The 24,566-nt window shown below is 73.7% G+C and carries 22 protein-coding genes; 14 read left to right on the plus strand and 8 right to left on the minus strand.

What is annotated here, in order from left to right; all coding sequences use genetic code 11:
* Positions 1 to 36: 36 nt before the first annotated feature.
* The 3 genes from FHX31_RS29070 to FHX31_RS29080 all read right to left on the minus strand — a co-directional run bounded on the left by FHX31_RS29070 (position 37) and on the right by FHX31_RS29080 (position 2,682).
* The gene (locus tag FHX31_RS29070) at positions 37 to 783 is read right to left on the minus strand and encodes a hypothetical protein (RefSeq protein WP_114919238.1); all 747 of its coding nucleotides are present in this window, start codon (positions 781 to 783) and stop codon (positions 37 to 39) included.
* Positions 780 to 1,295 carry a SigE family RNA polymerase sigma factor gene (locus tag FHX31_RS29075; protein ID WP_013283415.1) on the minus strand — a complete coding sequence of 172 codons (516 nt, stop codon included), beginning with the start codon at positions 1,293 to 1,295 and terminating at the stop codon, positions 780 to 782. Before FHX31_RS29075 ends, FHX31_RS29070 begins: the two co-directional genes overlap by 4 nt.
* 94 nt (positions 1,296 to 1,389) lie before the next feature.
* Entirely contained in the window at positions 1,390 to 2,682 is a 1,293-nt protein-coding gene (locus tag FHX31_RS29080) for an acetyl-CoA C-acetyltransferase (RefSeq protein ID WP_184977514.1), read from the minus strand.
* Between the two features lie 55 nt (positions 2,683 to 2,737).
* On the opposite strand from FHX31_RS29080, the gene FHX31_RS29085 reads away from it, so the two are divergent.
* The 7 genes from FHX31_RS29085 (at position 2,738) to FHX31_RS29115 (ending at position 9,871) form a co-directional block, all read left to right on the plus strand.
* Positions 2,738 to 4,096, plus strand: a complete 1,359-nt coding sequence (locus FHX31_RS29085) for a 3-oxoacyl-ACP reductase (RefSeq protein WP_013473434.1) — start codon at positions 2,738 to 2,740, stop codon at positions 4,094 to 4,096.
* On the plus strand, positions 4,096 to 5,178 hold the full coding sequence (locus FHX31_RS29090) for a MaoC/PaaZ C-terminal domain-containing protein (RefSeq protein ID WP_402882092.1): 1,083 nt from the start codon (positions 4,096 to 4,098) through the stop codon (positions 5,176 to 5,178). Before FHX31_RS29085 ends, FHX31_RS29090 begins: the two co-directional genes overlap by 1 nt.
* Positions 5,179 to 5,258: 80 nt before the next feature.
* Positions 5,259 to 6,017 carry an NUDIX hydrolase gene (locus FHX31_RS29095; RefSeq protein WP_013283411.1) on the plus strand — a complete coding sequence of 253 codons (759 nt, stop codon included), beginning with the start codon at positions 5,259 to 5,261 and terminating at the stop codon, positions 6,015 to 6,017.
* On the plus strand, positions 6,014 to 6,997 hold the full coding sequence (locus FHX31_RS29100; RefSeq protein WP_184977516.1) for a BUD32 family EKC/KEOPS complex subunit: 984 nt from the start codon (positions 6,014 to 6,016) through the stop codon (positions 6,995 to 6,997). Before FHX31_RS29095 ends, FHX31_RS29100 begins: the two co-directional genes overlap by 4 nt.
* Positions 6,998 to 7,007: 10 nt before the next feature.
* Positions 7,008 to 7,967, plus strand: a complete 960-nt coding sequence (locus tag FHX31_RS29105) for a hypothetical protein (RefSeq protein WP_013283409.1) — start codon at positions 7,008 to 7,010, stop codon at positions 7,965 to 7,967.
* Entirely contained in the window at positions 7,964 to 9,223 is a 1,260-nt protein-coding gene (locus tag FHX31_RS29110) for an adenylosuccinate synthetase (RefSeq protein ID WP_184977517.1), read from the plus strand. Before FHX31_RS29105 ends, FHX31_RS29110 begins: the two co-directional genes overlap by 4 nt.
* 24 nt (positions 9,224 to 9,247) lie before the next feature.
* Positions 9,248 to 9,871 (plus strand): DedA family protein, encoded by a 624-nt coding sequence (locus FHX31_RS29115; RefSeq protein ID WP_030273382.1) that lies wholly within the window; start codon positions 9,248 to 9,250, stop codon positions 9,869 to 9,871.
* Between the two features lie 45 nt (positions 9,872 to 9,916).
* Here the strand turns inward: FHX31_RS29115 and FHX31_RS29120 are convergent, their stop codons facing one another.
* Positions 9,917 to 10,558: a TetR/AcrR family transcriptional regulator gene (locus FHX31_RS29120; protein WP_030273380.1), complete on the minus strand. Its 642-nt coding sequence runs from the start codon at positions 10,556 to 10,558 to the stop codon at positions 9,917 to 9,919.
* 78 nt (positions 10,559 to 10,636) lie between these two features.
* On the opposite strand from FHX31_RS29120, the gene FHX31_RS29125 reads away from it, so the two are divergent.
* The 4 genes from FHX31_RS29125 to FHX31_RS29140 all read left to right on the plus strand — a co-directional run bounded on the left by FHX31_RS29125 (position 10,637) and on the right by FHX31_RS29140 (position 15,618).
* Positions 10,637 to 11,089, plus strand: coding sequence for an SCP2 sterol-binding domain-containing protein (locus FHX31_RS29125; protein WP_013283405.1), 453 nt, complete (start codon positions 10,637 to 10,639; stop codon positions 11,087 to 11,089).
* A 1-nt stretch (position 11,090) separates the two neighbouring features.
* Positions 11,091 to 12,305 carry an acyl-CoA dehydrogenase family protein gene (locus tag FHX31_RS29130; protein WP_013283404.1) on the plus strand — a complete coding sequence of 405 codons (1,215 nt, stop codon included), beginning with the start codon at positions 11,091 to 11,093 and terminating at the stop codon, positions 12,303 to 12,305.
* 167 nt (positions 12,306 to 12,472) lie between these two features.
* Complete coding sequence (locus tag FHX31_RS29135; RefSeq protein ID WP_091330459.1) at positions 12,473 to 14,038, plus strand: AMP-binding protein; 1,566 nt, start codon at positions 12,473 to 12,475, stop codon at positions 14,036 to 14,038.
* Between the two features lie 77 nt (positions 14,039 to 14,115).
* On the plus strand, positions 14,116 to 15,618 hold the full coding sequence (locus tag FHX31_RS29140; protein ID WP_184977518.1) for a N,N-dimethylformamidase beta subunit family domain-containing protein: 1,503 nt from the start codon (positions 14,116 to 14,118) through the stop codon (positions 15,616 to 15,618).
* Here the strand turns inward: FHX31_RS29140 and purD are convergent.
* The 3 genes from purD to FHX31_RS29155 form a co-directional block, all read right to left on the minus strand.
* Positions 15,602 to 16,849: a phosphoribosylamine--glycine ligase gene (gene purD, locus FHX31_RS29145; protein WP_091332073.1), complete on the minus strand. Its 1,248-nt coding sequence runs from the start codon at positions 16,847 to 16,849 to the stop codon at positions 15,602 to 15,604. The genes FHX31_RS29140 and purD overlap by 17 nt on opposite strands.
* 90 nt (positions 16,850 to 16,939) lie before the next feature.
* Complete coding sequence (locus tag FHX31_RS29150) at positions 16,940 to 17,863, minus strand: type IV toxin-antitoxin system AbiEi family antitoxin domain-containing protein (protein ID WP_184977519.1); 924 nt, start codon at positions 17,861 to 17,863, stop codon at positions 16,940 to 16,942.
* A gap of 237 nt (positions 17,864 to 18,100) precedes the next feature.
* Positions 18,101 to 19,390 (minus strand): adenylosuccinate synthase, encoded by a 1,290-nt coding sequence (locus FHX31_RS29155; protein WP_013473426.1) that lies wholly within the window; start codon positions 19,388 to 19,390, stop codon positions 18,101 to 18,103.
* Between the two features lie 121 nt (positions 19,391 to 19,511).
* On the opposite strand from FHX31_RS29155, the gene FHX31_RS29160 reads away from it, so the two are divergent.
* Positions 19,512 to 20,510 carry a diacylglycerol kinase family protein gene (locus tag FHX31_RS29160; protein WP_091330462.1) on the plus strand — a complete coding sequence of 333 codons (999 nt, stop codon included), beginning with the start codon at positions 19,512 to 19,514 and terminating at the stop codon, positions 20,508 to 20,510.
* A gap of 74 nt (positions 20,511 to 20,584) precedes the next feature.
* Complete coding sequence (locus FHX31_RS29165; RefSeq protein ID WP_091330463.1) at positions 20,585 to 22,552, plus strand: MinD/ParA family ATP-binding protein; 1,968 nt, start codon at positions 20,585 to 20,587, stop codon at positions 22,550 to 22,552.
* A gap of 51 nt (positions 22,553 to 22,603) precedes the next feature.
* Here the strand turns inward: FHX31_RS29165 and FHX31_RS29170 are convergent, their stop codons facing one another.
* A complete protein-coding gene (locus FHX31_RS29170; protein ID WP_013283396.1) occupies positions 22,604 to 23,032 on the minus strand; it encodes a DUF3151 domain-containing protein in 429 nt (142 codons plus the stop codon).
* A 262-nt stretch (positions 23,033 to 23,294) separates the two neighbouring features.
* Between FHX31_RS29170 and FHX31_RS29175 the strand changes: the two genes are divergently transcribed.
* Positions 23,295 to 24,506: an LOG family protein gene (locus FHX31_RS29175; protein ID WP_176739750.1), complete on the plus strand. Its 1,212-nt coding sequence runs from the start codon at positions 23,295 to 23,297 to the stop codon at positions 24,504 to 24,506.
* Positions 24,507 to 24,566: the final 60 nt, after the last annotated feature.

Consider the following 24,566-nt stretch of genomic DNA (forward strand, 5'->3'; position numbering starts at 1 on the left):
GTCCGGCCTGTGGGCGGGCCGGACCGGGACACACCGTCAGCCCAGCCGGATCTCCGGGTCCAGCGCGACCGCTGCCATCTCCTCGACTGTCATCAGGTGCCGGTCGGTGGACGAGACCGTCTGCACCGACACGAACGCGCCGTCGGCCCGCTTGACGGTCACGGTACGCAGGACCGTGCGCTTGGTCACCGGCCCCGCCACGTTCCTGCCCTCCGCGTCGTGCGCCACCACCAGCTCGCCCCCGGGGCCGGTGAAGGACCGGCACGTGACCTCGCCGGGGCGGCACCGGTCCGGGCCCGACGTGTGGCCGGGGCGTACCCGGCCCACGTTGATGTTCAGGTACGACCGGACCTCGCCCCGAGCGGCGACACCCACAGCCAACCAGCCGGTCGCGGACTCCCACTGCAACCGCTGCACCGACCACGGCGGCTCGTCGGTGACCGGGCCGTCCCAGGTCTCGCGGTCCCCGGTCGACGCGCCCTGCACCCACCGCAGGTCCGGCGCCTCCCGGTGGAACGCGGCGAGCATCGCCGCGCGCAGGCGCTCCGGCTCGGTCCGTGCGGCGGCGGACGCGGCCGAGTGGGTGGGCGCCGGACCACCGGACGCCCCCGGCTGCACGACCACGCCGACGCCGAGCGCCAGTGCCAGCACCGCGGTCGCCGAGGCGTACGCCCCCACCGTTCGCCGCCGACGCCGGCCCTCCCGCGCCACCAGGGCGTCCACGTCCACCGTCGTCGGCGGCGCATCGCCGATCGCCTCGTCGAAGATCTGCCGGTACGTCATCTCTGCCTCCCGCTCTCCGCTGCCGAATGGTGCGAGGCGAGCAGCCGCAGCGTCTCCAGCGCACGGGCGGCCTGACTCTTCACGGTTCCGGTGCTGACACCCAGGATCTGCGCGGTCTCCTCGACCGACAGGTCGCAGTAGAAGCGGAGCACCACCACCGCCCGTCGGCGCGGCGCGAGCCGGCCCAGCAGCTCCAGCAGCATCTCCCGCTCACCGACCGACGGCTCCCCGGCTGCCAGGTCGGCCCGGTCCGGCACCTCGTCGGTGCTGCGCTCCCGCCGCCACGGCCGGCGCCGCTCGTCCAGCCACGCGTTGGTGAGCATCCCTCGGACGTACGCGTCGAGGTTGTCCGCGCCGAGCGCCCGCCGCCAGTTGCGGTAGAGCTTGCTCAACGTGATCGACACCAGGTCGTCCGCCGTGTGCCAGTCCCGGCAGAGCAGGTACGCCGTCCGGCGCAGCGGCTCCAGCCGGGCGGTCACGTAGTCGCGGAACTCCTCGTCGCGCCCGGTCACGAAGTGCCACCCCTCGCTCGCCCTCATGCCCAGGGGACGGAACGAGCCGGCACGCGGGTTGCCCGCCCGGCGCAGAACCGGGCGGGCGTCCTCGTCAGCGCTCCAGGATCGCTGTCACGCCCTGCCCGCCGGCCGCGCAGATGGAGATCAGGCCGCGCCCGCTCCCCTTCTGATTCAGCAGCTTGGCCAGCGTGGCGACGATCCGGCCGCCGGTGGCGGCGAACGGGTGCCCGGCCGCCAGCGACGAGCCGTTGACGTTGAGCTTGTCCCGATCGATCGAGCCGAGCGGGGCGTCCAGGCCGAGGCGCTCCTTGCAGAACTCCGGCGACTCCCAGGCGGCGAGGGTGGCCAGCACCTGGGAGGCGAACGCCTCGTGGATCTCGTAGAAGTCGAAGTCCTGGAGGCTCAGCCCGGCGCGGGCCAGCATCCGGGGCACCGCGTACGCGGGGGCCATCAGCAGGCCCTCGTCGCCGTGCACGAAGTCGACGGCGGCGGCCTCCGACCAGGAGGACCAGGCGAGCACCGGCAGGTTGTGCGCCTTGGCCCACTCCTCGGAGGCGAGCAGCACAGTGGACGCGCCGTCGGTGAGCGGCGAGGAGTTGCCGGCGGTCATGGTGGCCCGCTCGGCGTCCGCGCCGGAGGCGCCGAAGACCGGCTTGAGCGAGCCGAGCTTCTCCAGGCTGGTGTCCGGGCGCAGGCTCTGGTCGCGGGTCAGCCCGAGGTAGGGGGTCATCAGGTCGTCGAAGAACCCCTTGTCGTACGCGGCCGCGAGCCGCTGGTGCGAGCGCAGCGCGAGTTCGTCCTGCGCGGTCCGGTCGACGTTCCAGCGCAGCGCGGTCCGGGCCGCGTGCTCACCCATTGACAGCCCGGTACGCGGCTCGGCGTTGCGCGGGATCTCCGGCTTGAACGGCTGGTGCGGGCGCAGCTTCGCCGCGATCTTGAGCCGTTCGCCGAGCGTACGGGCCGAGTTGAGCTGGATCAGGGTGCGCCGCATGTCCTCGTTGACGGCGAGCGGCGCGTCCGAGGTGGTGTCGACGCCGCCGGCGATGCCGACCTCGATCTGCCCGAGGGCGATCTTGTTGGCGACCAGGATGGCCGCTTCCAGCCCGGTGCCGCAGGCCTGCTGGATGTCGTACGCGGGGGTGTGCGGGTCGAGCCGGGAGCCGAGCACCACCTCACGGGTGAGGTTGAAGTCGCGGGAGTGCTTGAGCACCGCGCCGGCCACCATCTCGCCGACCCGCTCGCCGGCCAGCCCGAACCGGGCGATCAGCCCGTCGAGCGCCGCACCGAGCATGTCCGCGTTCGACGCGTGCGCGTAGCGCGAGTTGGACCGGGCGAAGGGGATGCGGTTGCCCCCGATGACCGCGACCCGCCGGACACTCTGCACGATCGGCCTCCCTCGAAACTGTTGCCCGAACCCTACTCGCCAGTAGGCTACGCCTATGACCGACAGGTACGCGAGCTTCGTCCAGACGGGGGCCGGTCGCGCGCTGGTCAAGCGCCTCGGGCTGCCCGACCCGCCCCGACTGCGCCGGCACACGCCGGGCGACCCGCTCGTTCCCGGGCCGGTCCTGCTCGGCTCCTCGGCCGGCGGCCGGATCGCCGAGCCGGCCGGCAAGATCCTGACCGCCGCCGGGGTCGAGCTGGCCGACCCGGTCGCCGCCCACGACGCCGACCGCCGCTTCGCGGCCCTGGTGTACGACGCCAGCGGCATCACCGACTCCGCCGGGCTGCGCCAGCTCTACGACTTCTTCCACCCGCAGGCCCGCTCGCTGCTGCCCAGCGGCCGAGTGATCGTGCTGGGCACCCCGCCGGCCGAGTGCGGCTCCCCCCGGGAGGCTACCGCCCAGCGTGCGCTGGAGGGCCTGACCCGCAGCATCGGCAAGGAGTTCGGCCGGGGCGTGACCGCCCAGCTCGTCTACGTGACACGCGAGGGTGACGCCGGCACCCCGGTGAGCCTGGAGTCCACGCTCCGGTTCCTGCTCTCCGGCCGGTCCGCGTACGTCTCGGGCCAGGTCGTCCGCGTCGGCACCGGCACCGCCGTCGCGCCGGCCGACTGGGACCGGCCGCTTTCCGGGCAGGTGGTGCTGGTGACCGGCGCGGCCCGGGGCATCGGCGCGGCGCTGGCGAAGGTGCTGGCCCGCGACGGCGCCCAGGTGGTGGCGCTCGACATCCCGGCGGCCGGGGACGAGCTGGCCGCTGTCGCGAACGACATCGGCGGCAGCGCGGTGCAGCTCGACCTGACCGCGCCTGATGCGCCGACGCGGCTGGCGGAGCATCTGGCGTCCCGGCACGGCCGGGTCGACGTGGTGGTGCACAACGCGGGCATCACCCGGGACAAGACGCTGGGCCGGATGGACGCCGACCGGTGGGACTCGGTGATCGACGTGAACCTGTCCAGCCAGGAGCGGATCAACGACGTACTGCTGGAACGCGACCTGATGCCGGCCGGCGGCCGGATCGTGTCGGTCTCGTCGATCGCCGGGATCGCCGGCAACCGGGGGCAGACCAACTACGCGACGAGCAAGGCCGGCGTGATCGGCCTGGTCGACTCGCTGTCGCCGGTGCTGCGCGGGCGCGGGATCAGCCTGAACGCCGTGGCGCCGGGCTTCATCGAGACCCGGCTGACCGCGCGCATCCCGCTGACGATCCGCGAGGCGGGACGGCGGATGAACAGCATGGCCCAGGGCGGCCTGCCGGTGGACGTGGCCGAGACGATCGGCTGGCTCTCCTGGCCGGCGACCGGCGCGGTGAGCGGCAACGTGGTCCGGGTCTGCGGCCAGAGCCTGCTGGGGGCGTGATGGCGAAGGACCACGAGGACGACCTGAGCCTGCACGACCTGATCGAGGGCCCCACCCGGGACCTGACCGCAGCCCGAGCCGCCGCCCAGGCCCAGTCCCACCCCACCCAGGCCCACCCCTCCTCCGACGATCATGAAGTTGACGGCACTTCTGGAGATCCACAAGGCAGCCAACCTCATGATCGACGGGGTGAAGGGGAGAGGGAAGAGGCGGGGTCGGAGGGGCGGCGACGCGTGGCACTGTCGCGGCTGCCTGCGAGTGGGGCACTCTACCGGCGGGCGCTGCTGGGAGTGGTGCCGGGGGTCGGGGGGCGTCGCGGGGCGGACGTGCCGGGACTTGAACTGGGCGTCTCGGGGGTCGCTGTGGATCAGCGGCACCTGGCGGACTACGACCGGGTGTGCGGGTTCCGGCTGACCGACCGGCTGCCGGCGACGTATCTGCACGTGCTCGGATTCCCGCTGTCGCTGCGGCTGATGACGGGTCCGGGCTTCCCCATCCCGCTCACCGGCGTGGTGCACGTGGCCAACCGGATCACCGTGCACCGCCCGGTCGAGGTCGGCGAGAGCGTCGACTTCCACACGTACGCGGAGAACCTGCGCCCGCACGAGCGGGGCCGCCAGCTCGACGTGGTGCTGGTCGGCTCGATCGGCGGCGAGGAGGTGTGGCGCGGCGTGTCCACGTACCTCGGGAAGGAGCGCGCCGCAGGCGGCGGCCCGCGGCGCGACCGGGGTGACCGCCCGGCGCCGCCGGCCGCCTCGGCGCGGTGGCGGGTGACGCCCCGGGTGGGTACGGACTACGCGCGCGTCTCCGGCGACCACAACCCGATCCACACCTCGAAGCTGGGCGCGCGGCTGTTCGGCTTCCCGCGCCCGATCGCGCACGGCATGTGGAGCAAGGCCCGCTGCCTGGCCGCGCTGGAACCCCGGCTGCCCGAGGCGTACACGGTGGACGTGTCGTTCAAGCTGCCGGCGCCGTTGCCGTCCACTGTCGCGTTCAGTGCCTCGGCGACCGGCGAGGGCTGGGACTTCGCGCTGCACAGCGCCCGGGACGGAAGGCCGCATCTGGTCGGTTCGGTGCGCTGAGCGAAAGAGGGGACTTGCCGTCCCCTCTTTTCGGCGCTAAGTTGTTCTCAGATTGAGTTGTTCTCAACCTGAGAGAGTGAGTGGCCGTGAACGAGCAGGAGTTCCTCGCCGGGTACGACCCCCGGGACTACCCGGCGGTCGCGGTCACCGTCGACGTGGTCGCCCTGACCATCCGCGAGGGCGCGCTGCACCTGCTGCTGATCCGCCGCGGCGCGCCGCCCTACGAGGGGCACTGGGCGCTGCCCGGCGGCTTCGTCCAGCCGGACGAGGACCTCGCCGCGGGCGCCCGGCGCGAGCTGGCCGAGGAGACCGGCCTGGGCGGTGAGCGGCTGCGCCGGGTGCACCTGGAACAGCTCGGCAGCTACGGCGCCCCGGACCGCGACCCCCGCATGCGCGTGGTCTCGGTCGCGCACCTGGCGTTCGCCCCCGACCTGCCCGACCCGGTCGCCGACACCGACGCCGACGAGGCGATCTGGCTGCCGGTCACCGCGCTGACCAGCCGGCAGCTCGCCTTCGACCACGGCCGGATCATCGACGACGGTCTGGAGCGCGCCCGCTCCAAGCTGGAGTACACGCCGCTCGCCACCCGGTTCCTCGCCCCCGAGTTCACAGTCACCGAGCTGCGGGAGGTCTACGAGACGGTCTGGGGCCACCCGCTGCACGCCGGCAACTTCCACCGCAAGGTGCTCTCGGTGCCCGGCTTCGTGGAGAGCACCGGCGCCAGCACCGAACGCGGCGGCGCACGCGGCGGCCCCCGGGCCAAGCTCTACCGCGCCGGAGACGCCCGGCTGCTGCACCCGGCGCTGCTGCGCCCCGCCCGGGAGGAGACGGTTCGGTGAGGACCGAGGAGGCGATCCGGCTGGTCACGGCCGCGCGCACCGACGCCGACCTGTTCGGTACGCAGGAGCCGGCCCGCCGCTACCGCGAGCTGGTCGGCGCGCTGCACCCCGACCGGCTGGGCGCGGCCGACCCGGGGGTACGCGCCGCCGCGGCCGACGCGCTCGTCACAGTCACCACCCGGTGGCGTACTCCCGCCCCCACGTACACCGGCGACGTCGCCACCCTGCACGAACGGAAGGAAGGGCCCCCTGTTAACGCCTCCGGTAGAGGAGGGGCCCCTTCTTATCACCTGGCCAAGGTGTGCCGGCACCCCGGCGACAACGACCTGATGGCCCGCGAGGCACGCGCGTTGCGGCGGATCGCCGAGCGCGGCGACGCCAAGCACCTCGCGTACGTGCCCCGGCTCGTCGACTCCTACCCGGCGCGTGACCCGTCGACCGGCGTGCAACGGCAGGTCAACGAGCTGGTGACAGTACCCGGGCTGCGAAGCCTGGACGACGTGCGCCGCGCGTACCCGGACGGGCTGGACCCGCGCGACGCGGCCTGGATGTGGCGGCGGCTGCTCGTGGCGCTCGGCCTGGCCCACCGGGCCGGCGTCGTGCACGGCGCGGTGCTGCCCCGGCACGTGCTGATCGAGCCGGACGCACACGGCCTGGTCCTCGTCGACTGGTGCTTCTCGGCCGAGCCGGGCGGGCTCGTGCCGGCGCTCGTGCCCGGCCACGAGGACTGGTATCCGCCGGAGGTCGCCGCGAAGCGGCAGTGCGGGCCGGGCACCGACATCGCGCTCGCCGCCCGCTGCATGACCTGGCTGATGGGCGACCGCGCGCCGCGCGAGCTGCGCGCCTTCGCCGACGGCTGCCAGGGCACCGCGCTCGCCACCCGGCCGGACGACGCCTGGCGGCTGCTGCGCGAACTGGACGAGGTGCTGCACCGGCTGTACGGGCCGCGCACCTTCCGACCCTTCACCCTCAACCCGTAGGGAGGCTGCCATGGGCAGTGGAATCTGGTCCACCGACGTGTACGACGCCGCCGACCGTTACCGGCGCCGCACCGGCAAGAGCGCGTTCTCCTACAGCGACAGCGGCGCCCGCAAGGTGCACCCGGCGCTCGACCCGCGCGACGCGCTGCGGGAGAGCCGCGACTCCGCCGAGCACCCCCAGTCGACGCCGATCGCCGTGCTGTTCGACGTCACCGGCTCGATGGGCCACGTGCCCCGGGTGCTGCAGAGCAAGCTGCCGCAGCTGCTCGGCCTGCTGCTGCGCCAGGGGTACGCGAAGGACCCACAGGTCATGTTCGGCGCGATCGGCGACGCCACCTGCGACCGGGTGCCGTTGCAGGTCGGGCAGTTCGAGTCCGACAACCGGATGGACGACGACCTCGGCCGGATCGTGCTGGAGGGCGGCGGAGGCGGCCAGATGATGGAGTCGTACGAGCTGGCGCTCTACTTCATGGCCCGGCACACGGCCACCGACAGCTGGGACAAGCGTGGCCGGCGCGGCTACCTGTTCATCATCGGCGACGAGCTGGCGTACCCGGCGGTGAAGACCGCTGAGGTGAGCCGGCTGATCGGGGACGGGCTGGGCGAGGACATGCCGGTCCGGCAGATGGTGGACGAGGTGACCGCGCGCTGGGACACCTACTACCTGCTGCCCGCCGGCAGCCACTACGCAGGCAACCGCAAGGTGCTGGACTTCTGGCGCGGCCTGCTCGGGCAGAACGCGGTCGAGCTGGACGACCTGGACGCGGTCTGCGAGACGATCGCGCTCACCGTCGGCCTCGGCGAGCAGGCCATCGACCTCGACGCCGGGCTGCGCGACCTGGACCGGGCCGGCTCGACGGCCACCCGGACCGTCTCGAAGGCCCTCGCCCAGGTCGGCTCGGGCCGGCGCGCGGTGGCGACGCTGCCGTTCAGCCCGGCCGACGGCGGAAGCGGGGTCACCCGGCTGTGAACCACGTGATGGTGGTCGACCTCGGCTACGGCGACGCCGGCAAGGGCACAGTGGTGGACCTGCTCTGCGCCACCCGGCAGGTCCACACGGTGGTCCGGTTCAACGGGGGCGCGCAGGCGGCGCACAACGTCGTCCTGCGCGACGGGAGGCACCACACGTTCGCGCAGTTCGGCGCCGGGACGTTCCGTCCCGGGGTACGCACGCACCTGGCGCGGCACGTGGTGGTGGACCCGCTGGCGCTGGCCGCCGAGGCCGACCACCTCGCGTCGGTCGGCGTGCCCGACGCGCTCGACCGTCTGACTGTGGACGGGGAGGCGCTGCTCGCCACCCCGTACCACCGGGCCGCGAATCGCGCCCGGGAGATCGCCCGGGGAGCCGACCGGCACGGCTCCTGCGGGCTCGGGGTGGGCGAGGCGGTCGCGTACGGCCTCGCCCACCCCGACGAGGCACCCCGGGTGGCTGACTGCCGCCGCCCGGCGGTGCTGCGCCGGCGGCTGACCGCGCTGCGGGACCGGCTCACCGCCGAGCTGGGCCCGCTCGACGCGCCACCGGTGGACGACTGCCTGCCCGCGTACGCGGCCTTCGCGCGCCGGGCGGCAATCGTCGACCGGACCTGGCTGGCAGGTGCCCTGCGCGAGGGCACCTGCGTGTTCGAGGGCGCGCAGGGGGTGCTGCTGGACGAGTGGCACGGCTTCCACCCGTACACGACGTGGAGCACCACGACGTTCGCCAACGCCGAGACGCTGCTCGCCGAGGCGGGCATGGCCGGGACCGCGCAGCGGCTCGGCGTGCTGCGCACGACCACCACCCGGCACGGTCCCGGGCCGCTGGTCACCGAGGACGCGGCGCTGCCGTTCACCGACCGGCACAACGGGACGAACCCCTGGCAGGGGCGGTTCCGGTTCGGGCACTTCGACGCGGTCGCCCACAGGTACGCGCTGGAGGTGGCAGGTGGCGTGGACGGGCTGGCGCTCACCCACCTCGACCTGGCCCGGCCCGAGCTGCGGATCTGCCGCCGGTACGAGGGCCTGGACCGGCTCGTCCCCGGCCCGGCCGGTGACCTGGACCGGCAGGCGGCGCTCACCGAGCGGCTGATGCGGGCTCGGCCGGTGCTGGACGAGTCGCCTGCCGACTGGCCGGCTGCGGTCTCGGAGGCGCTGGGCGCGCCGGTGGTGCTCACGTCGCGCGGGCCGACGGCCGAGGAGAAGGAAGGGCCCCTTGTTAACGCCTTTTGTATGGGAAGGGCCCCTGCTTAACACCGCACCCCCGAGCATGGGTGCATGGGGGACGTGCTCGACCTGCTGCACCACACGGTGACGTCGCCGTGGGTGTACCTGGTGATCATCGCGGTCACCGCCGTCGACGCGTTCTTCCCGGCGGTACCGGGCGAGACAGTGGTGATCACCGCCGGGGTCTTCGCGGCCGGCGGCGAACCGAACCTGGTGCTGGTGATCGTGACCGCCGCGTTCGGCGCGCTCGCCGGCGACCACATCTCGTACGCGATCGGGCGCGGCGGCGGCGCGCACCGGCTGGCCCGCTTCCCAGCGGACAGCAGGCGGCGGGCCAGCTCGGAGTGGGCCCGCCGGGCGGTCGACAGGCGCGGCGGGATGATCCTGACCACCGCCCGGTACGTCCCCGGCGGCCGGACCGCCGTCACGCTGACCATGGGCGCGGTCCGCTATCCCGCGCGCACGTTCCTGCTGTACGACGGCCTGGCGTGCACCACCTGGGGGATCTACTGCGGGCTGCTCGGCTACTTCGGCGGCCTGGCGTTCGAGCACAACCCGCTGTCCGGGCTGCTCGCCGGCGTGGCCATCTCGCTGGCCGTCACCGGCCTGTTCGAGGCCGTCCGCTGGGGCCGGCGGCGGGCGCACCGGCGGGCTGCCGCCCGGCGCGACTGTTAACAAGGGGCCCTTGTACTACCGCAGGCGTTAAGAAGGGGCCCTTCCTTACCCCGCGGCGGGCGGGTGCCAGGTGACGCCGCGCAGGAGCTGGTCGGCGCCGAGCCAGGCCACGTTCATCATCCGGGTCGCTGTCTTCCCGGCGTCGGCCTCAGGGTGGTCGGCCAGCCAGTCGGCGAGCGACTCGCTGGCGCCGACCAGCCCGTACGCGACCACCTCCAGGTCGGTGGCGCCGACCTCGCGGCCGGAGGCGCGCAACGCGTGGTCGAGCATGCCGGCGACCACCTCGACCAGCCGGCCGCGCATGGCGGCGAGTTCGGCGGCGAACGGCTGGGAGCCGCGGGCCTGCCGGTAGAGGACCGCCCAGCCGTCCCGGTGCGCGCCGACGAAGCCGAAGAACGCGCGCAGTCCGCGCCAGAGCCGCTCGTCGGCGGGCAGGTCGGGGGCGGCGGCACCGGCGATCGCCTCCATCATCCGGGTGCTCTCCCGGTGCAGGCAGGCGATGAAGAGTTCCTCCTTGGTGCCGAGGTAGGCGTACACCATCGGCTTGGAGATGCCGGCGTCGTCGGCGATCTCGTCCATGCTGGCGGCGTGGAAGCCGCGGCGGGAGAACACCTTCACCGCCGCGTCGAGCATCTGCTGCTCGCGTACGGCGCGGGGGAGGCGCTTGAAGGTCGGCGTGCTGGACACCCTTGCGAGCATACCTACCCGTGCGTAAGGTTACGCCAGAGTAACCAAAGTGGCCCCGCCCGAGAGGTGCAATCCCCCATGACTGACTTCGACCCGGCCAACTTCGCGAACGTCGGCCCGAAGGAGTTCGCGCAGCTGGTCAAGTCCACGCCGGACGCCAAGATCAACGAGATCATGTCCGGCGAGGCGCGCGGCAAGATCCTCAGCGAGGTCTTCAACCGGATGCCCACGCTGTTCCGCGCGGACCGCGCCGGTGCCACCAACGCGGTCATCCACTGGAACATCACCGGCCGTCCGGACGGTGGCACCGACACCTACGAGATCGTCATCGAGAACGGCACCTGCACCGTCTCGGAGACCGCGACCCGCGACCCGAAGCTGAGCCTCACCATGGGCCCGGTCGAGTTCCTGAAGATCGTCTCCGGTGGCGCCAACCCGGTGATGATGTTCATGACCGGCAAGCTGAAGGCCAAGGGCGACCTGGGCCTGGCCGCCAACATCGCCAACCTGTTCGACATCCCCAAGGCCTGACATGGCCGAGTTCTCGCTCGACCTGAACGAGGAACAGCGGGACCTTCGCGACTGGGTGCACGGCTTCGCCGCCGAGGTCGTGCGCCCGGCCGCGGCCGAGTGGGACGCCCGGGAGGAGACTCCCTGGCCGATCATCCAGGAGGCCGCGAAGGTCGGCCTGTACGGGTTCGAGTTCCTCGCCACCTGCTGGGCCGACCCCACCGGCCTCTCCCTGCCGATCGCCAGCGAGGAACTCTTCTGGGGTGACGCCGGCATCGGCCTGAGCATCTTCGGCACCTCCCTCGCGGTCGCCGCGATCTACGGCGCCGGCACCCCCGAGCAGCTCGTCGAATGGGTGCCGCAGTGCTTCGGCGACGTCGACTCCCCGGCCGTCGCCGCGTTCTGCACGAGCGAGCCGGAGGCCGGATCCGACGTGGGCTCGATGCGTACCCGCGCCGTCTACGACGAGGCCACCGACGAGTGGGTGCTCAACGGGCAGAAGGCGTACGCCACCAACGGCGGCATCGCCGGGGTGCACGTGGTCACCGCCTCGATCGAGCCCGAGCTGGGCTCGCGCGGCCAGGCCGCGTTCGTCGTACCCCCCGGCACTCCCGGTCTGACCGCCACCCGCAAGCTGCGCAAGCTCGGGCTGCGCGCCTCGCACACCGCGGACGTCTTCCTCGACGACGTCCGGGTGCCAGGCCGCTGCCTGCTCGGCGGCAAGGACGCGCTCGACGAGCGTCTGGCCCGCGCCCGGTCCGGGCAGCGCGCCTCCGGCCAGGCGGCGATGCGGACGTTCGAGCTGTCCCGCCCGACAGTCGGCGCGCAGGCGCTCGGCGTGGCCCGCGCCGCCTACGAGTACGCCCTGGACTACGCCAAGGAGCGGGTCCAGTTCGGACGGCCGATCATCTCCAACCAGGCGGTCGCGTTCGCGCTCGCCGACATGAAGATGGAGATCGACGCGGCCCGGCTGCTGGTCTGGCGCGCCTCCTGGATGGGCCGCAACAACCGGCCGTTCACCGCGGGCGAGGGCTCGATGTCCAAGCTCAAGGCCGGTGAGGTGGCCGTCTCGGTGACCGACAAGGCGGTCCAGCTCCTCGGCGGCGCCGGCTTCCTGCGCGACCACCCGGTCGAGCGGTGGTACCGCGACGCCAAGATCTACACCATCTTCGAGGGCACCTCCGAGATCCAGCGGCTGGTCATCTCCCGGGCCATCTCCGGGATGCAGATCCGCTGACCGCCGGCGGGCCGCGGCCCGGCCCGTGACGACGTCTCACGCCGTCGCGGGCCGGGTCGCCGCTCCCGGGCCGACCCGAACCGCGATCGGGCGCAGGATCATGCCGAACCGGACGGCCGACCGTCCGGAGCCTGGTCGACGAACCACGAACGCGAAGGAGTTGCGCCGTGGACCTGCCGTTCATCGCCGCCACGCTGACCCGACGTGGACTGCTCGCCCCGGGCGGACCGATCCGCGTGGTCTCCCAGCTCAACGCGCTGCGCCGGTGGGGCTGGAGCCTCGCCGGGGAGCTGCGCCAGGCCGCCGCCCGCGACCCCGGCCGTGTCGCCGTGGTCGACGAGCAGGGCGCCACCATGACGTACCAGGAACTGCTCGACCGCTCCGAGCGGCTGGCCCGGTCGCTGCGCTCCCACCTCGGCGTGCAGACCGGCGACCGGGTCGGTGTGCTCTGCCGCAACCACCACGGCCTGATCGAGGCGATAGTGGCAGCGATGCTGCTCGGCGCGGACGCCGTCCTGGTCAACACCGGGCTGTCCGCCGCTCAACTGGTGACTGTGGCCGAGGAACAGGGCCTGCGCGTCCTTGTGCACGACGGCGAGTTCACCGAGCGCGTCCTCGGCCTCCCGGCCGAGCTGCACCGGGTCGACGAGCGGCGGCAGGAGGAGCTGATCGCCGCCGCCGTACCCGGCGAGAAGCTCCAGCCGCCGGAGCGCGACGGCCGCACCATCGTGCTGACCTCCGGCACCACCGGCGCGCCCAAGGGCGCCCGCCGGCCCACCCCGCACGGCTTCGGCCCGCTGGTGTCCATCATCGACCGCATACCGCTGCACGCGCGGGACACGGTGATGATCGCCGCGCCGATCTTCCACACCTGGGGGTACGCCGCACTTCAGGTGTCGTTCGCGCTGCGCGCCACAGTCGTACTGCACCGCCGCTTCGACCCGACCGCCACGCTCGCCGCGCTCGCCGCTCAACCGTGCGACGCGATGTTCGCCGTACCGGTGATGCTGCAACGGCTGATGGAGATCGCGCCGCCGCAGCCCCGGCCGCCGCTCAAGGTGGTCGCGGTCAGCGGATCCGCGCTGCCCGGCAACCTGGCCACCGCATTCATGGACCGGTACGGTGACGTGCTCTACAACCTCTACGGCTCGACCGAGGTCTCCTGGGCCTCCATTGCCGGCCCGGCCGAACTGCGCGCCGCGCCCACCACCGCGGGCCGGCCGCCGCACGGCACCCGGCTGGCCATCCTGGACCAGACCGGCCGGCCGGTCCGCGACGGCGAGGTCGGGCGGATCTTCGTGGGCAACGAGATGCTGTTCGAGGGCTACACCTCGGGCGCCGGCCGGGAGAGCCGCGACGGCCTGCTCGACACCGGCGACCTGGGCCGGCTGAACGCCGACGGTCTGCTCTTCGTCGACGGCCGGGCCGACGACATGATCGTCTCGGGCGGCGAGAACGTCTTCCCGTCCGAGGTGGAGGATCTGATCGCCCGGTTGCCGCAGGTCCGCGAGGTCGCCGTGATCGGCGTACCGGACCCCGACTACGGCCAGCGACTGGCCGCGTTCCTGGCGCTGCGCACCGGCGAGACGCTCGACCCGGAGGCGGTCCGCGAGTACGTCCGGCGCTACCTGGCCCGCTTCTCCGTGCCCCGCGACGTGGTGTTCGTCAAGTACCTGCCGCGCAACGCCACCGGCAAGGTGCTCACCCGGGAGCTGCGCCGCTACTTCGACTGATCCACATCGGTCACACGGCTGCCGTCTTCCGGTGCTACGGTCTCCCCCGATCGAACGGGGAAACGGGGAGCACCACAATGGACAGGCTTCGGCGGCGTACCGCACTCGGCCTCCTCGTCGGCGGCGCGTCCGCCGCCGCGCTCGGCCCGTTCGACCCGGTCCTCGGCGGCCGGCCCGACGACTCACCCACCCGGTGGCCGGTCCCGCCCGTCGAGCGGGAGAACCGCGCCGCCGGTGAGCCGTGGTGGCCCGAGCACGGCGGCCGGGCCGCCGACGACCGGCGGCGCCAGATCCAGGGGTACGCCTCGACGACGAGCGTCGCCCCCGGCGAGGAGATCGACTTCCACGTCGCGGTCAACCCGGGCGGCCGGTTCCGGATCAGCGTGCACCGCCTCGGCTGGTACGACGGCGCGGGCGCCCGCACGATGCTGACCAGCCCCGAACTGCGCGGCGTACCGCAGCCGGTGCCGGTGGCCGACCCGGACACCGGTGTGCTCGACTGCCGGTGGCCGGTGTCCTGGCGCCTGTCCGTCCCGCACGGCTGGACCTCCGGCCTCTACCAGGCGGTCTTCACCTCGGCCGACGGCTGGCGGGCCTGCACGCCGTTCGTGGTACGCGACGACCGGCGCCCGGCCGCGCTCTGCGTGGTGCTGCCGGCGACCACCTGGCAGGCGTACAACCAGTGGCCGCGCGACCGGCGGAGCGGCAAGAGCCTCTACAACGGCTACCGGGCCGACGGGCGGCGCGACCCGGCGCTGCGGGCACGCGCTGTCACGTTCGACCGCCCGTACTCCGGCGCCGGCCTGCCCACCCACTTCGACCGCGACGAGGCCGCGATCCGGTGGCTGGAACGCAACCTCTACGACGTCAGCTACGCCACCAGCTTCGACCTGCACTCCGGGCGCCTCGACCCGGCCCGGTACCGGGGTCTGGTGTTCTGCGGGCACGACGAGTACTGGTCGGCCGAGATGCGCCGCGCCACCGAGGTCGGCCTGGACGGGGGCACCAGCCTCGCGTTCCTCGGCGCGAACAGCGTCTACTGGCACGCCCGCGTACGCGCCGCCGCCGACGGCCGCCCCGAACGGCTTGTCGAGTGCGCCAAGACGCTTCCCGACCCGGGCGCGGGCACCGGCGACCCGACCGTGACCTGGCGCAACCTCGACCGGCCGGAACAGGCGCTGCTCGGCGTGCAGTACAACGGCATCGTGCTGACCCCGCAGCCGCTCGTGGTGCGCGCCGCAGACAACTGGGTGTGGGCCGGCACCGGCGTGGCCGACGGCGACCGCATCCCGGGCGTGGTCGCGGGCGAGGCGGACGGGCTGCACGCGGCCCTCCCGCGGCCCGCCGGGACCACGCTCAGCTCCTCGCCGTACCCGGCCCAGCAGGGCGGCCGACGGCTCCAGAGCAGCTACGTCCACGAGACGGCACGCGGAGCTGTCGTCTTCGCCAGCGGCACGCTCGGCTGGACCCTGGCACTGGACCGGCAGGGGCACCGCGACCCGCGCATCGAGCGGGCCACGGCGAACGTGCTCAACCGGATGGCCGGCCGGCGCCCCGGGCCGGTCAGCCCGGAATCGTGACCCGGCCGTCCACGGCTGCCGCCGCGATGTCGGTGCGGTGGTGGGAGCCGGCCAGCTCGACGTCGCGTACCAGGGCGTAGGCGGCGTCGCGCGCGGCGGCCAGGTCCGGCCCGGTCGCCGTACCGCAGAGGACCCGGCCCCCCGCGGAGCGCAACGTGCCGTCGGCGTCCCGGCGGGTGCCGGCGTGGATGATTCCGGCGCGGTCCGCGCCGGTGATCACGTCACCGGTACGCGGGCCCGCCGGATAGCCGTCGGCCGCCACCACGACCGTCACGGCCGCGCCGTCGCGCCAGCGCAGCGGCGGGTGCGCGCCGAGCGTGCCGGTGGCGGCGGCGTGCAGCAGCCCGGCCAGCGGCGTCTCCAGCAGGGCGAGTACGACCTGCGTCTCCGGGTCGCCGAAGCGCGCGTTGAACTCGATCACCCGCGGGCCGGACGGGGTGATCGCCAGGCCCACGTAGAGCAGGCCGGCGAACGGGGTGCCCCGGCGGCGCAGCTCCGCCAGCGTCGGGTGCACCACGTCGCGCATCACGTCGTCGACCAGATTCGGCGGGGCCCACGGCAGCGGCGCGTACGCGCCCATGCCGCCCGTGTTCGGCCCGGTGTCGCCGTCGCCGACCCGCTTGAAGTCCTGCGCCGGCAGCAGCGGCACCGCCGCCTCGCCGTCGGTGACCACGAACAGGGAGACCTCGGGACCGGACAGGTACTCCTCGATCACCACCCGGCCGCACTCCGCGGCGTGCCGCTCGGCGACCGCCCGGTCGTCGGTGACCACCACACCCTTGCCGGCGGCGAGTCCGTCGTCCTTCACCACGTACGGCGCGCCGAACTCGTCCAGCGCGCGCCCCACCGCCGCCGCGTCCTCGCAGGTGTACGCACGGGCGGTCGGCACCGCCGCGGCGGTCATCACGTCCTTCGCGAACGTCTTCGAGCCCTCCAGCCGGGCCGCCTCCGCGCTCGGGCCGAACACCGCGATGCCCTTGGCGCGTACCGCGTCGGCGACGCCCGCCACCAGCGGCGCCTCCGGCCCGATGACCACCAGGTCGGCAGCGACCTCGACGGCGAGGGCCGCCACTGCTGCCGGGTCGGTGGGTGTCACCTCCCGAAGTTCGGCCACCGCAGCGATCCCCGGATTCCCCGGAGCCGCGACGAGCGCCTCGACAGCCGGGTCACCGGCGAGTCCGAGCGCGAGAGCGTGCTCCCGCCCACCACCACCCACAAGAAGTACGCGCACGACCGGCATCCTACTGACCACCCCACCGCTTCCCGTCGATCAAGGAGTTTGCGTCTCAGATTGAGCGGTGCGGGTCCGCAAACTCCTTGATCACCGGCGCTTCAGGGCGTGCTTGACCGTCTGGGGGATGTAGTCGGGGCGCAGGGTGTCGGACCAGGTGAAGCGGAGGATCCGCCAGCCGGCGTTGACCAGGCGGTTCTGCCGGAACCGGTCCGCGTAGACGGCCTGCGGCGTCAGGTGCGGGCCTCGGCCGTCCGCCTCCGCGATCAGACGCGCCCCGCGCCATGCCAGGTCCCCGACGCCGAGCAGGTAACCGTCCTCGTCCCGCACCGGCAGTTGCAGGACGTCCGGCGGCACGCCACCGTCGACGCACCGGAGCCTGGCGCGGGTCTCCAGCGGTGACTGTGCCCGGCCGTCCGCCTCGGCCAGGTATCCCCGAGCGGCGGCCGCGCCACGGCGTCCGGTGAGGTGCGTGAGCACCAGGGACAGGTCGTTCTCGGCCAGGATCCGCTGATTGAGCGCGGAGTCGAGGACGCACACCGCCGGATAGCGCCGCGCCCGCAGCAACACGTCGGCGACGGTGCGCGCCGGTGTGGTGACCGGTACGCCGCCGGCCCGGCACACGTCCGCTTCGGCGAGCGTCAACTGGTGCACCGTCAGGCCCGGCTCCGCCCGGCGCTGCACGTGCGGCCGATCCGGCGGCACCGAGACGTGGATCGCCGCCGTCGGCGGGAGACCGGCGATGCCGTGCAGCTCGGCGGCGGTACCCAACACGGCGACCGCGCCCCGCCCGAGGCTGGCGACCGTGGCGCGAATCATGGCACGTCGTAGTGCCACAGGCGTCAGCACGGCGGGAGACGGCAGGTAGCAGCCGCGCGAGACCCGGGTCCATCGCCCGGACCGGACGAGGTACCGGATCTGCTCCCGGCCGAGGCCCAGGCGCAACGCCTGCCCCGCCGTCACGAACCCGCCCTGCGTCGCGGCCAGCCGCGTCAGTTCGCCGAATTCACCCACACGCGCAGGCTCCCCCGCGCCACCCCACAGCCGACACCCCTGTGGACAACCCTGTGGAAAACCGCCCTCCACAGCCCGCCCCGCCTCCACCCCGTGCCCGCCTTCACCCGCCCCGGCGCCCGCCCCGGTGATCAAGGAGTTTGTGTCCGGATCCGACGCCGAACTGGACACAAACTCCTTGATCACCGGAGTGCGAGCCGGAGGGCGGGGGCCGGGGGGTCCGGCGCGGGGGCGGGGTTAGGGGAGGAGGGGGTGGCGGAGGACGTTTTCCTCTCGGCCTGGGCCCACGCCCACCACGCTCACCCGGGTGCCGGTCAGCTCCTCGATACGGGCGATGTAGCGGCGGGCGTTCTCCGGGAGCTCGTCCTCGGTCCGCGCCTTCGTGATGTCCTCCCACCAGCCGTCGAGCTCTTCGTAGATCGGCGTGGCGTGGTGGAAGTCGGTCTGCGTCATCGGCATGTCGTCGAAGCGCTCGCCGTTGATCTCGTACCCGACGCAGATCGGCACCTTGGCCAGGCCGGTCAGCACGTCCAGCTTGGTGACCACCAGGTCGGTGACGCCGTTGAGGCGGCACGCGTACCGGGCCACCACGGCGTCGAACCAGCCGCAGCGGCGCTCCCGGCCGGTGGTGGTGCCGTACTCGTGGCCGACCTTGCGCAGGTGCTGCCCGTTGTCGTCGAACAGCTCGGTCGGGAACGGGCCCGAGCCCACCCGCGTCGTGTACGCCTTGCTCACCGCGATGACCTTGGTGATCGCGGTCGGCGGGATGCCCGCGCCCACGCACGCCCCGCCGGCCGTCGGGTTCGACGAGGTGACGAACGGGTAGGTGCCGTGGTCCATGTCGAGCATGGTGGCCTGGGCGCCCTCCAGCAGCACGGTCTCGCCGCGGTCGAGCGCGTCCCAGAGCATGACCCGGGTCTCGGCGATGTACGGGCGCAGCCGCTCGGCGTACTGGAGGTACTCCTCGACGGTCTCCTCGACGTCGATCGCCTTGCGGTTGTAGACCTTGAACAGCAGCTGGTTCTTCTCGCGGAGCGCCAGCTCCAGCTTCTTGCGCAGGATGCCCGGGTCGAGCAGGTCCTGGAGCCGGATGCCCATCCGGGCGACCTTGTCGCCGTACGCGGGACCGATGCCCCGGCCGGTGGTGCCGATACGGGAGCTGCCCAGGTAGCGCTCGACCACCCGGTCCAGCGCGCGGTGGTGCGGCATGATCAGGTGCGCGTCGCCGGAGATACGCAGGCGGGACACGTCCACGCCGCGCTCGGCGAGCCCGTCGATCTCCTGGAGCAGCACCTTCGGGTCGACCACCACGCCGTTGCCGATCACGATCATCGCGCTCGGTGACAGCGCCCCGGACGGCATGAGGTGCAGCGCATACTTCTGGCCATCCGGCGTGATCACCGTGTGACCTGCGTTGTTGCCGCCGGAGTAGCGCACGACGTAGTCGACCCGCTCACCCAGCAGGTCGGTAACCTTGCCCTTGCCCTCGTCGCCCCACTGGGCGCCGAGCAGCACGATCGCTGGCATCTTCTCGCCTCCAGAAGGCTCGGGTGCCAGGTGGCGACCGGTCAGCGAGCCCGGGGTGTCAGGCTAACAAGTAGTGACGGCGGGACCAGCAGGGGTTGGTCGAGAAGCAGGAGGCTCCTTCGTGTACGACGTGGTGCTGCTCACCCTCGGCTCGGAGCGGGACGCTCCCGGTGGTGGCTGCGGCAGCGGCGGCGCCTGCTGCGGCGGCGCGGACGACACCGCCGCGGAGAGCGGCGAGGAGCGCTGCGAGACGCCGCGCGTACCGGTGCTGGCCTGTGCGGACGAGCTGACCGCCCGGGGTGCCCGGGTGACCACCGTGACCGCCCGGTCGGACTCCGAGATCGACGAGGTGCTGGCCCGCCTCGACGGCCCGCCGCGCGCCGACGGCCTCACCTGGCCGGACTCCGACGGCAAGACCCGGCTCATCGTCGCCACGGCCAGTGACGGTCAGTTGCGCGCCGTCCTGCGCCGGCTGGTCCGGCGGTACGCTCCGCCGCCGAGTCGCCGCCCCACGGACCTGGCCGCCAACCGTACGGTGCCCGACCTGCCGCCTGTGGGCGTACTCCCGCTCGATCCGGCCCGGTCCGGGACGGCGCGGGACCTGGCCGCGCAGCTCGGGCTGCCCCGGGATCCGGCGGGTGTGGCCGCCGCGGTGCTGGACGGCACAGCCCGGCGGCTTGACCTGCTGCGCAACGACGGCGGCTCGGTGACGCTGGACGGGGCGCTGCTCGGCGCCGCCGACGACGCGGGCCGTCCGCTGCACTGGCGGGCCCGGGTCGAGGTCGACGGCACGGTGCTGAGCGACGGTTCGGAGCCGATCACCGCGTGCGCGATCGGCAACGCGGGCGGGTACGCGCGCCTGGGCGAGGTGGACCTGCTGGGCGGCCCGGATCCGGCCGACGGGCGGGTGACGGTGGGCGTCGCCGTACCAGTGGTGACCCGGTCGGCGTTGGGCCGGAAGAAGGTCCGGCTGGAGGTACGCCGGGCGCGGGGACGTGCGGTGGCGGTGGTGCCCCGCGACGAGAAGGTGCCCTTCCTCGACGACGGCGTCGAGGGCGAGCTGAGCCGCAAGCGCTCCTGGTGGACCGAGCCGGGCGCCTGGGCGGTCTGGACTGGCTGACCTCGGTCGATCCCCACCCGGCTCGCGGCGCTGGCCGGACCGCCTATCCTCGGCGGAAGGAATGGGGAGGAACCGTGGTGCACGAGAACGACGACCGGGCCCACGTACCGGGCCGACCGCAGGTGCCGCAGCGGGACGTCGAGCCGCTGTGGCCGCCGGAGGAGACCGACGCGGCGGCGGCCACGATTCCGCCGTGGGCGTCGGTGCCCTGGCCGCTCCCGCCCGCCGACGCTCCCACGCCGGTGGCCGCGGACGTTCCGGCGCCCCAGGCACCGGTGGCGGCGGACGTTCCGGCGCCCCAGGCACCGGTGGCGGCGGACGTTCCGGCGCCCCCGGCACCCGCTGTCGACCTGGACCTGCCGTTCACGCTCGACCGGGCGACCTCCGCCCCGTCACCGGCCCAGCCGGAACCGGCGGCATCCGGCTCACCGGCGGCGCCCGGTACGCCGACGGCACCCGTCCCGGCGACCACGCCCGCCACCGGGACGACCGGCCCGGGTACCACCGGCGAGGGCGCCGGGAACGGACGGCCCGGCTCGCCGTGGGCACAGCCGCCACAGCGGGCCGGGTCGGACTCCGCCACCACGCCGGACCCCGCCGACGCCACGGCGCCGCCGTCCGAGGCGGCGGAGGCCGACGGCACCGCGTCCGGCCGCGCCACCGTGGCACCGCCCCCGCCCGAGGCACTCTCCACCGACGGCACCGCCTCCGGCCGGGCCACCGTGGCACCGCCCCCGCCGCCTGACGCCCTCCCCGGGGACGGCACGGTGTCCGGCCGCGCCACCGTCGCCGGGACGCAGCCGTCGCCGGAATCCGGTACGGGACCGGCAGGGACGGGCGCGCCCGAGCAGGCGCCCCGCCTCGGGCCGTTCCCGCCGTCGCCGGGCGTACCGGCACAGCCGTCCCCGTACGGCAACGGCTACCCGTCGCCCGGGTATCAGCCACAACCGGGTCAGCCCGGCTGGTACCCGCCGCCCGGCTGGACGCCCCAGACCGGTGTGCCGCAGCCGGGCGGCCCGCTGCCTCCGCAGGCGCCGGTGTCCGGCCCGGTGGTGCCGCCACCACCTCAGCCCGGAGCGCCCCACCCGGAGCAGGGCTGGACGCCGCAGCAGGCGGTGCCCCCGACCGCCGAGGACTTCGCCCGCCGCCGCCAGGCCCGGCCGGTCGACCCGGTGGCCACCATGGGCGTACGCGCGGTGGTCAACAAGATCGGGCTGGTCCGGCTCGCGCCCGGGCGGCACGAGCAGGAGATGAAGCGCGACATCGAGATGGTCCGCCGCAACTTCGGCGGCCTGCGCCAGGTGACGGTGGTCAACCCGAAGGGCGGCGCCGGCAAGACGGTGGCGATCCTGCTGCTCGCCATGACGTTCGGCCAGAAGCGCGGCGGATACGTGCTGGCCTGGGACAACAACGAGACCCAGGGCACCCTCGGCATGCGGGCGCAGCAGGACTTCCACGCCCGTACGGTGCGGGACATGCTGCGGGACCTGGCCCAGTTCCAGGGACCGCACGGCCGGGTGGGCGACCTGTCGCAGTACGTCCGCTCGCAGGGCGAGGGCATGTTCGACGTGCTGGCCTCGGACGAGTCCGCGACCGGCGGCGAGATGCTCACCGCCGCCGCGTTCGCGGAGATCCGTGAGGTGGTCAGCCGGTTCTACAAGCTGATCTTCGTGGACACCGGGAACAACGTCCGGGCGCAGAACTGGCAGGCCGCGATGGACGCCACTGACCAGCTCGTGGTGACCATGTCGGCCCGTAACGACTCGGCCGAGACCGCCGCGCGGATGCTCGACCACCTGGAGCAGAGCGGCCGGCAGCGGCTGGTCCGGCAGGCGGTCACAGTGGTCTCGATGCCGCCGTCGCGCAAGGAGATCGACCTGCCCGCGATCCAGGCCCACTTCGCGGCACGGACCCGGGCGGTGCTGCTGGCGCCGTACGAGCGGCTCATCGACACCGGCGAGCCGCTGCGGTACGGGCAGCTCTCCTCCGCCACCCGGGACGCCTGGCTGAAGATCGCCGCGTCGGTGGCGGAAGGGCTGTAGGACGGGCGCGACGGCCGGCGCCCGGGTCGGGACCGGCCGTCGCGGCAGTGGTCAGTCGCCGGAGAGCGCGTCTCCGGCGGCCGGGTCGCAGTCGCGGAGGAACTGGGCGCACCGGGCCGCCTCGTCCGCCTCGCCGATCTCCCCCGCTGCGCGGGACAGCACGTAGAGGCAGCGGAGGAAGCCGCGGTTGGGCTTGTGCGACCAGGGCACCGGACCGTGGCCCTTCCAGCCGCTGCGGCGCAGCTGGTCGAGGCCCCGGTGGTAGCCGGTGCGGGCGTACGCGTACGCCGTGACGACCTGACCCGCGGTGAGCGCGCGGCCGGCCAGCGCGGCCCAGGCCGCACTGTAGGTCGGGAATCGGGCCGCGACCTCGGCGTACGCCTCGTCGGTGCCCTGCTCGGCCGCCGCCGCCAGCGCGGCGTCGGCCTCCTCGTGGACCGGGAGCAGGGTGGCCGGTGGCTCAGGCAACAGGTTCTGCATCGCCCCATTCAACCCGCTTCGCCCTCGGGTACGCGAGGGGCCTCGCCCGTACGGTTGGCTGAACGGCTGAGGGTTTCGTCACGCCTGCGGCGGGAGCACACGTACCCGCGGCCCATGCCGCCGCCGTGGTTCTTGCACTACAAATACAGATCCGGAGCCTCCCCAGGACCCGGTTACGCAGGAGCCCGGCGGCGTGCCCGCCGGGCTCCTGTCGTTCTCGCCCCCGGTTTCGGCACTTGCCGCGCGGGGGCAGGATGGCCTGGTGCCGACCCCACCACCCGCGGACGTCATCGAGCCGCACGCGCCCCACGTCAACGAGATCGAGACCCGCACCGCGTTCGAGCAGCGGCTGGCCGGGGGAACCCTGGCCGGTCTGACCGTGCAGGGCCTGCGCCTCGACCTCGACCCGGTTCCCGACCTGCGCGACGTCGACGTCACCGGCACGCTCTTCGTGGGCTGCCGCTTCGCCGGCCGCGAGGTGGGCGCGGACCTGGTCCGCCGGGGCGCCAACGTGGTCCCTCCGTTCTCCGGGCTGCCCTACCCGACCCAGCCGTCGCACCTCTACACCGCCGACGAGCTGGCCGCCGGGTTCGCCGAGGGCGGGTTCGCCGGGATGTACGACACCCGGGTGTACGCGCACTTCCGGGCGCACGGCGGCGCGCTGCCGGACGTACGCGAGGCGCTCGGTCAGCGACTGCACGACCACGGCGTGGACAACGCGCTGGCCGACGCCACCCGGTCGTGGCTGGCCGCGCACGGGCCGCAGTCGGTGGTGGGTGTGATGGGCGGGCACGCGGTGCCACGCGGCAGCGTCGCGTACCGGATGGCCGCCGTGCTGGGCTGGGAGCTGGCGCGGGCCGACCGCCTGGTGGTCACAGGCGGCGGTCCGGGTGTGATGGAGGCGGCGAACCTCGGCGCGTTCCTCGCGGCCTGGCCGGCCGAGGAGCTGTCCGCCGCGATCGACGTGCTCGCCGTCGCGCCGGACTTCACCGACCACGACCGGTACACGGCGGCGGCGCTGGCGGTGCGCAAGCGGTACGCGGACGGCCCGTCGCTGCCCTCGCCCCGACCGTCGGCGCCAGGAACCGGGTGGGCCCGTTCCGGCGGGCTGGCCATCCCCACCTGGCTGTACGGCCACGAGCCGGCGAACCTGTTCGCGGGCCGGATCGCCAAGTACTTCTCCAACGCCATCCGGGAGGACACGATCCTGCGGCTGGCCCGGGGCGGGATCGTGTTCGCGCCCGGCAAGGCCGGCACCGTGCAGGAGGTGTTCCAGGCGGCCACCAAGACGTTCTACGGCACCGACGGGGCGAGCGGGGCGTACGTCTTCCTGGACCGCACGTACTGGACCACCGAGCTGCCGGTGGAGTCGCTGCTGCGGCCGCTGTTCGCCGCGTCCCCGTTCGGCGACCTGTCGCACACGATCCACCTGACCGACGACGTGCGCGACGCCGTCCGGGTGCTGGTGCAGTGAAAGGAAGGGCCCCCTTTTAACGCCTCCGGTAGAGGAAGGGCCCCTTGTTAACGCCGAGCG

The sequence above is a fragment of the Micromonospora sp. CNZ286 genome, assembly GCF_014207755.1.

Bases quoted from the DNA above. Each gene is read 5' to 3' on its own strand.
- FHX31_RS29070 (WP_114919238.1), bottom strand. From the start codon at position 783: ATGACGTACCGGCAGATCTTCGACGAGGCGATCGGCGATGCGCCGCCG.
- FHX31_RS29085 (WP_013473434.1), top strand. From the start codon at position 2,738: ATGACCGACAGGTACGCGAGCTTCGTCCAGACGGGGGCCGGTCGCGCG.
- FHX31_RS29090 (WP_402882092.1), top strand. From the start codon at position 4,096: ATGGCGAAGGACCACGAGGACGACCTGAGCCTGCACGACCTGATCGAG.
- FHX31_RS29105 (WP_013283409.1), top strand. From the start codon at position 7,008: ATGGGCAGTGGAATCTGGTCCACCGACGTGTACGACGCCGCCGACCGT.
- FHX31_RS29115 (WP_030273382.1), top strand. From the start codon at position 9,248: ATGGGGGACGTGCTCGACCTGCTGCACCACACGGTGACGTCGCCGTGG.
- FHX31_RS29125 (WP_013283405.1), top strand. From the start codon at position 10,637: ATGACTGACTTCGACCCGGCCAACTTCGCGAACGTCGGCCCGAAGGAG.
- FHX31_RS29130 (WP_013283404.1), top strand. From the start codon at position 11,091: ATGGCCGAGTTCTCGCTCGACCTGAACGAGGAACAGCGGGACCTTCGC.
- FHX31_RS29140 (WP_184977518.1), top strand. From the start codon at position 14,116: ATGGACAGGCTTCGGCGGCGTACCGCACTCGGCCTCCTCGTCGGCGGC.
- FHX31_RS29155 (WP_013473426.1), bottom strand. From the start codon at position 19,390: ATGCCAGCGATCGTGCTGCTCGGCGCCCAGTGGGGCGACGAGGGCAAG.
- FHX31_RS29170 (WP_013283396.1), bottom strand. From the start codon at position 23,032: ATGCAGAACCTGTTGCCTGAGCCACCGGCCACCCTGCTCCCGGTCCAC.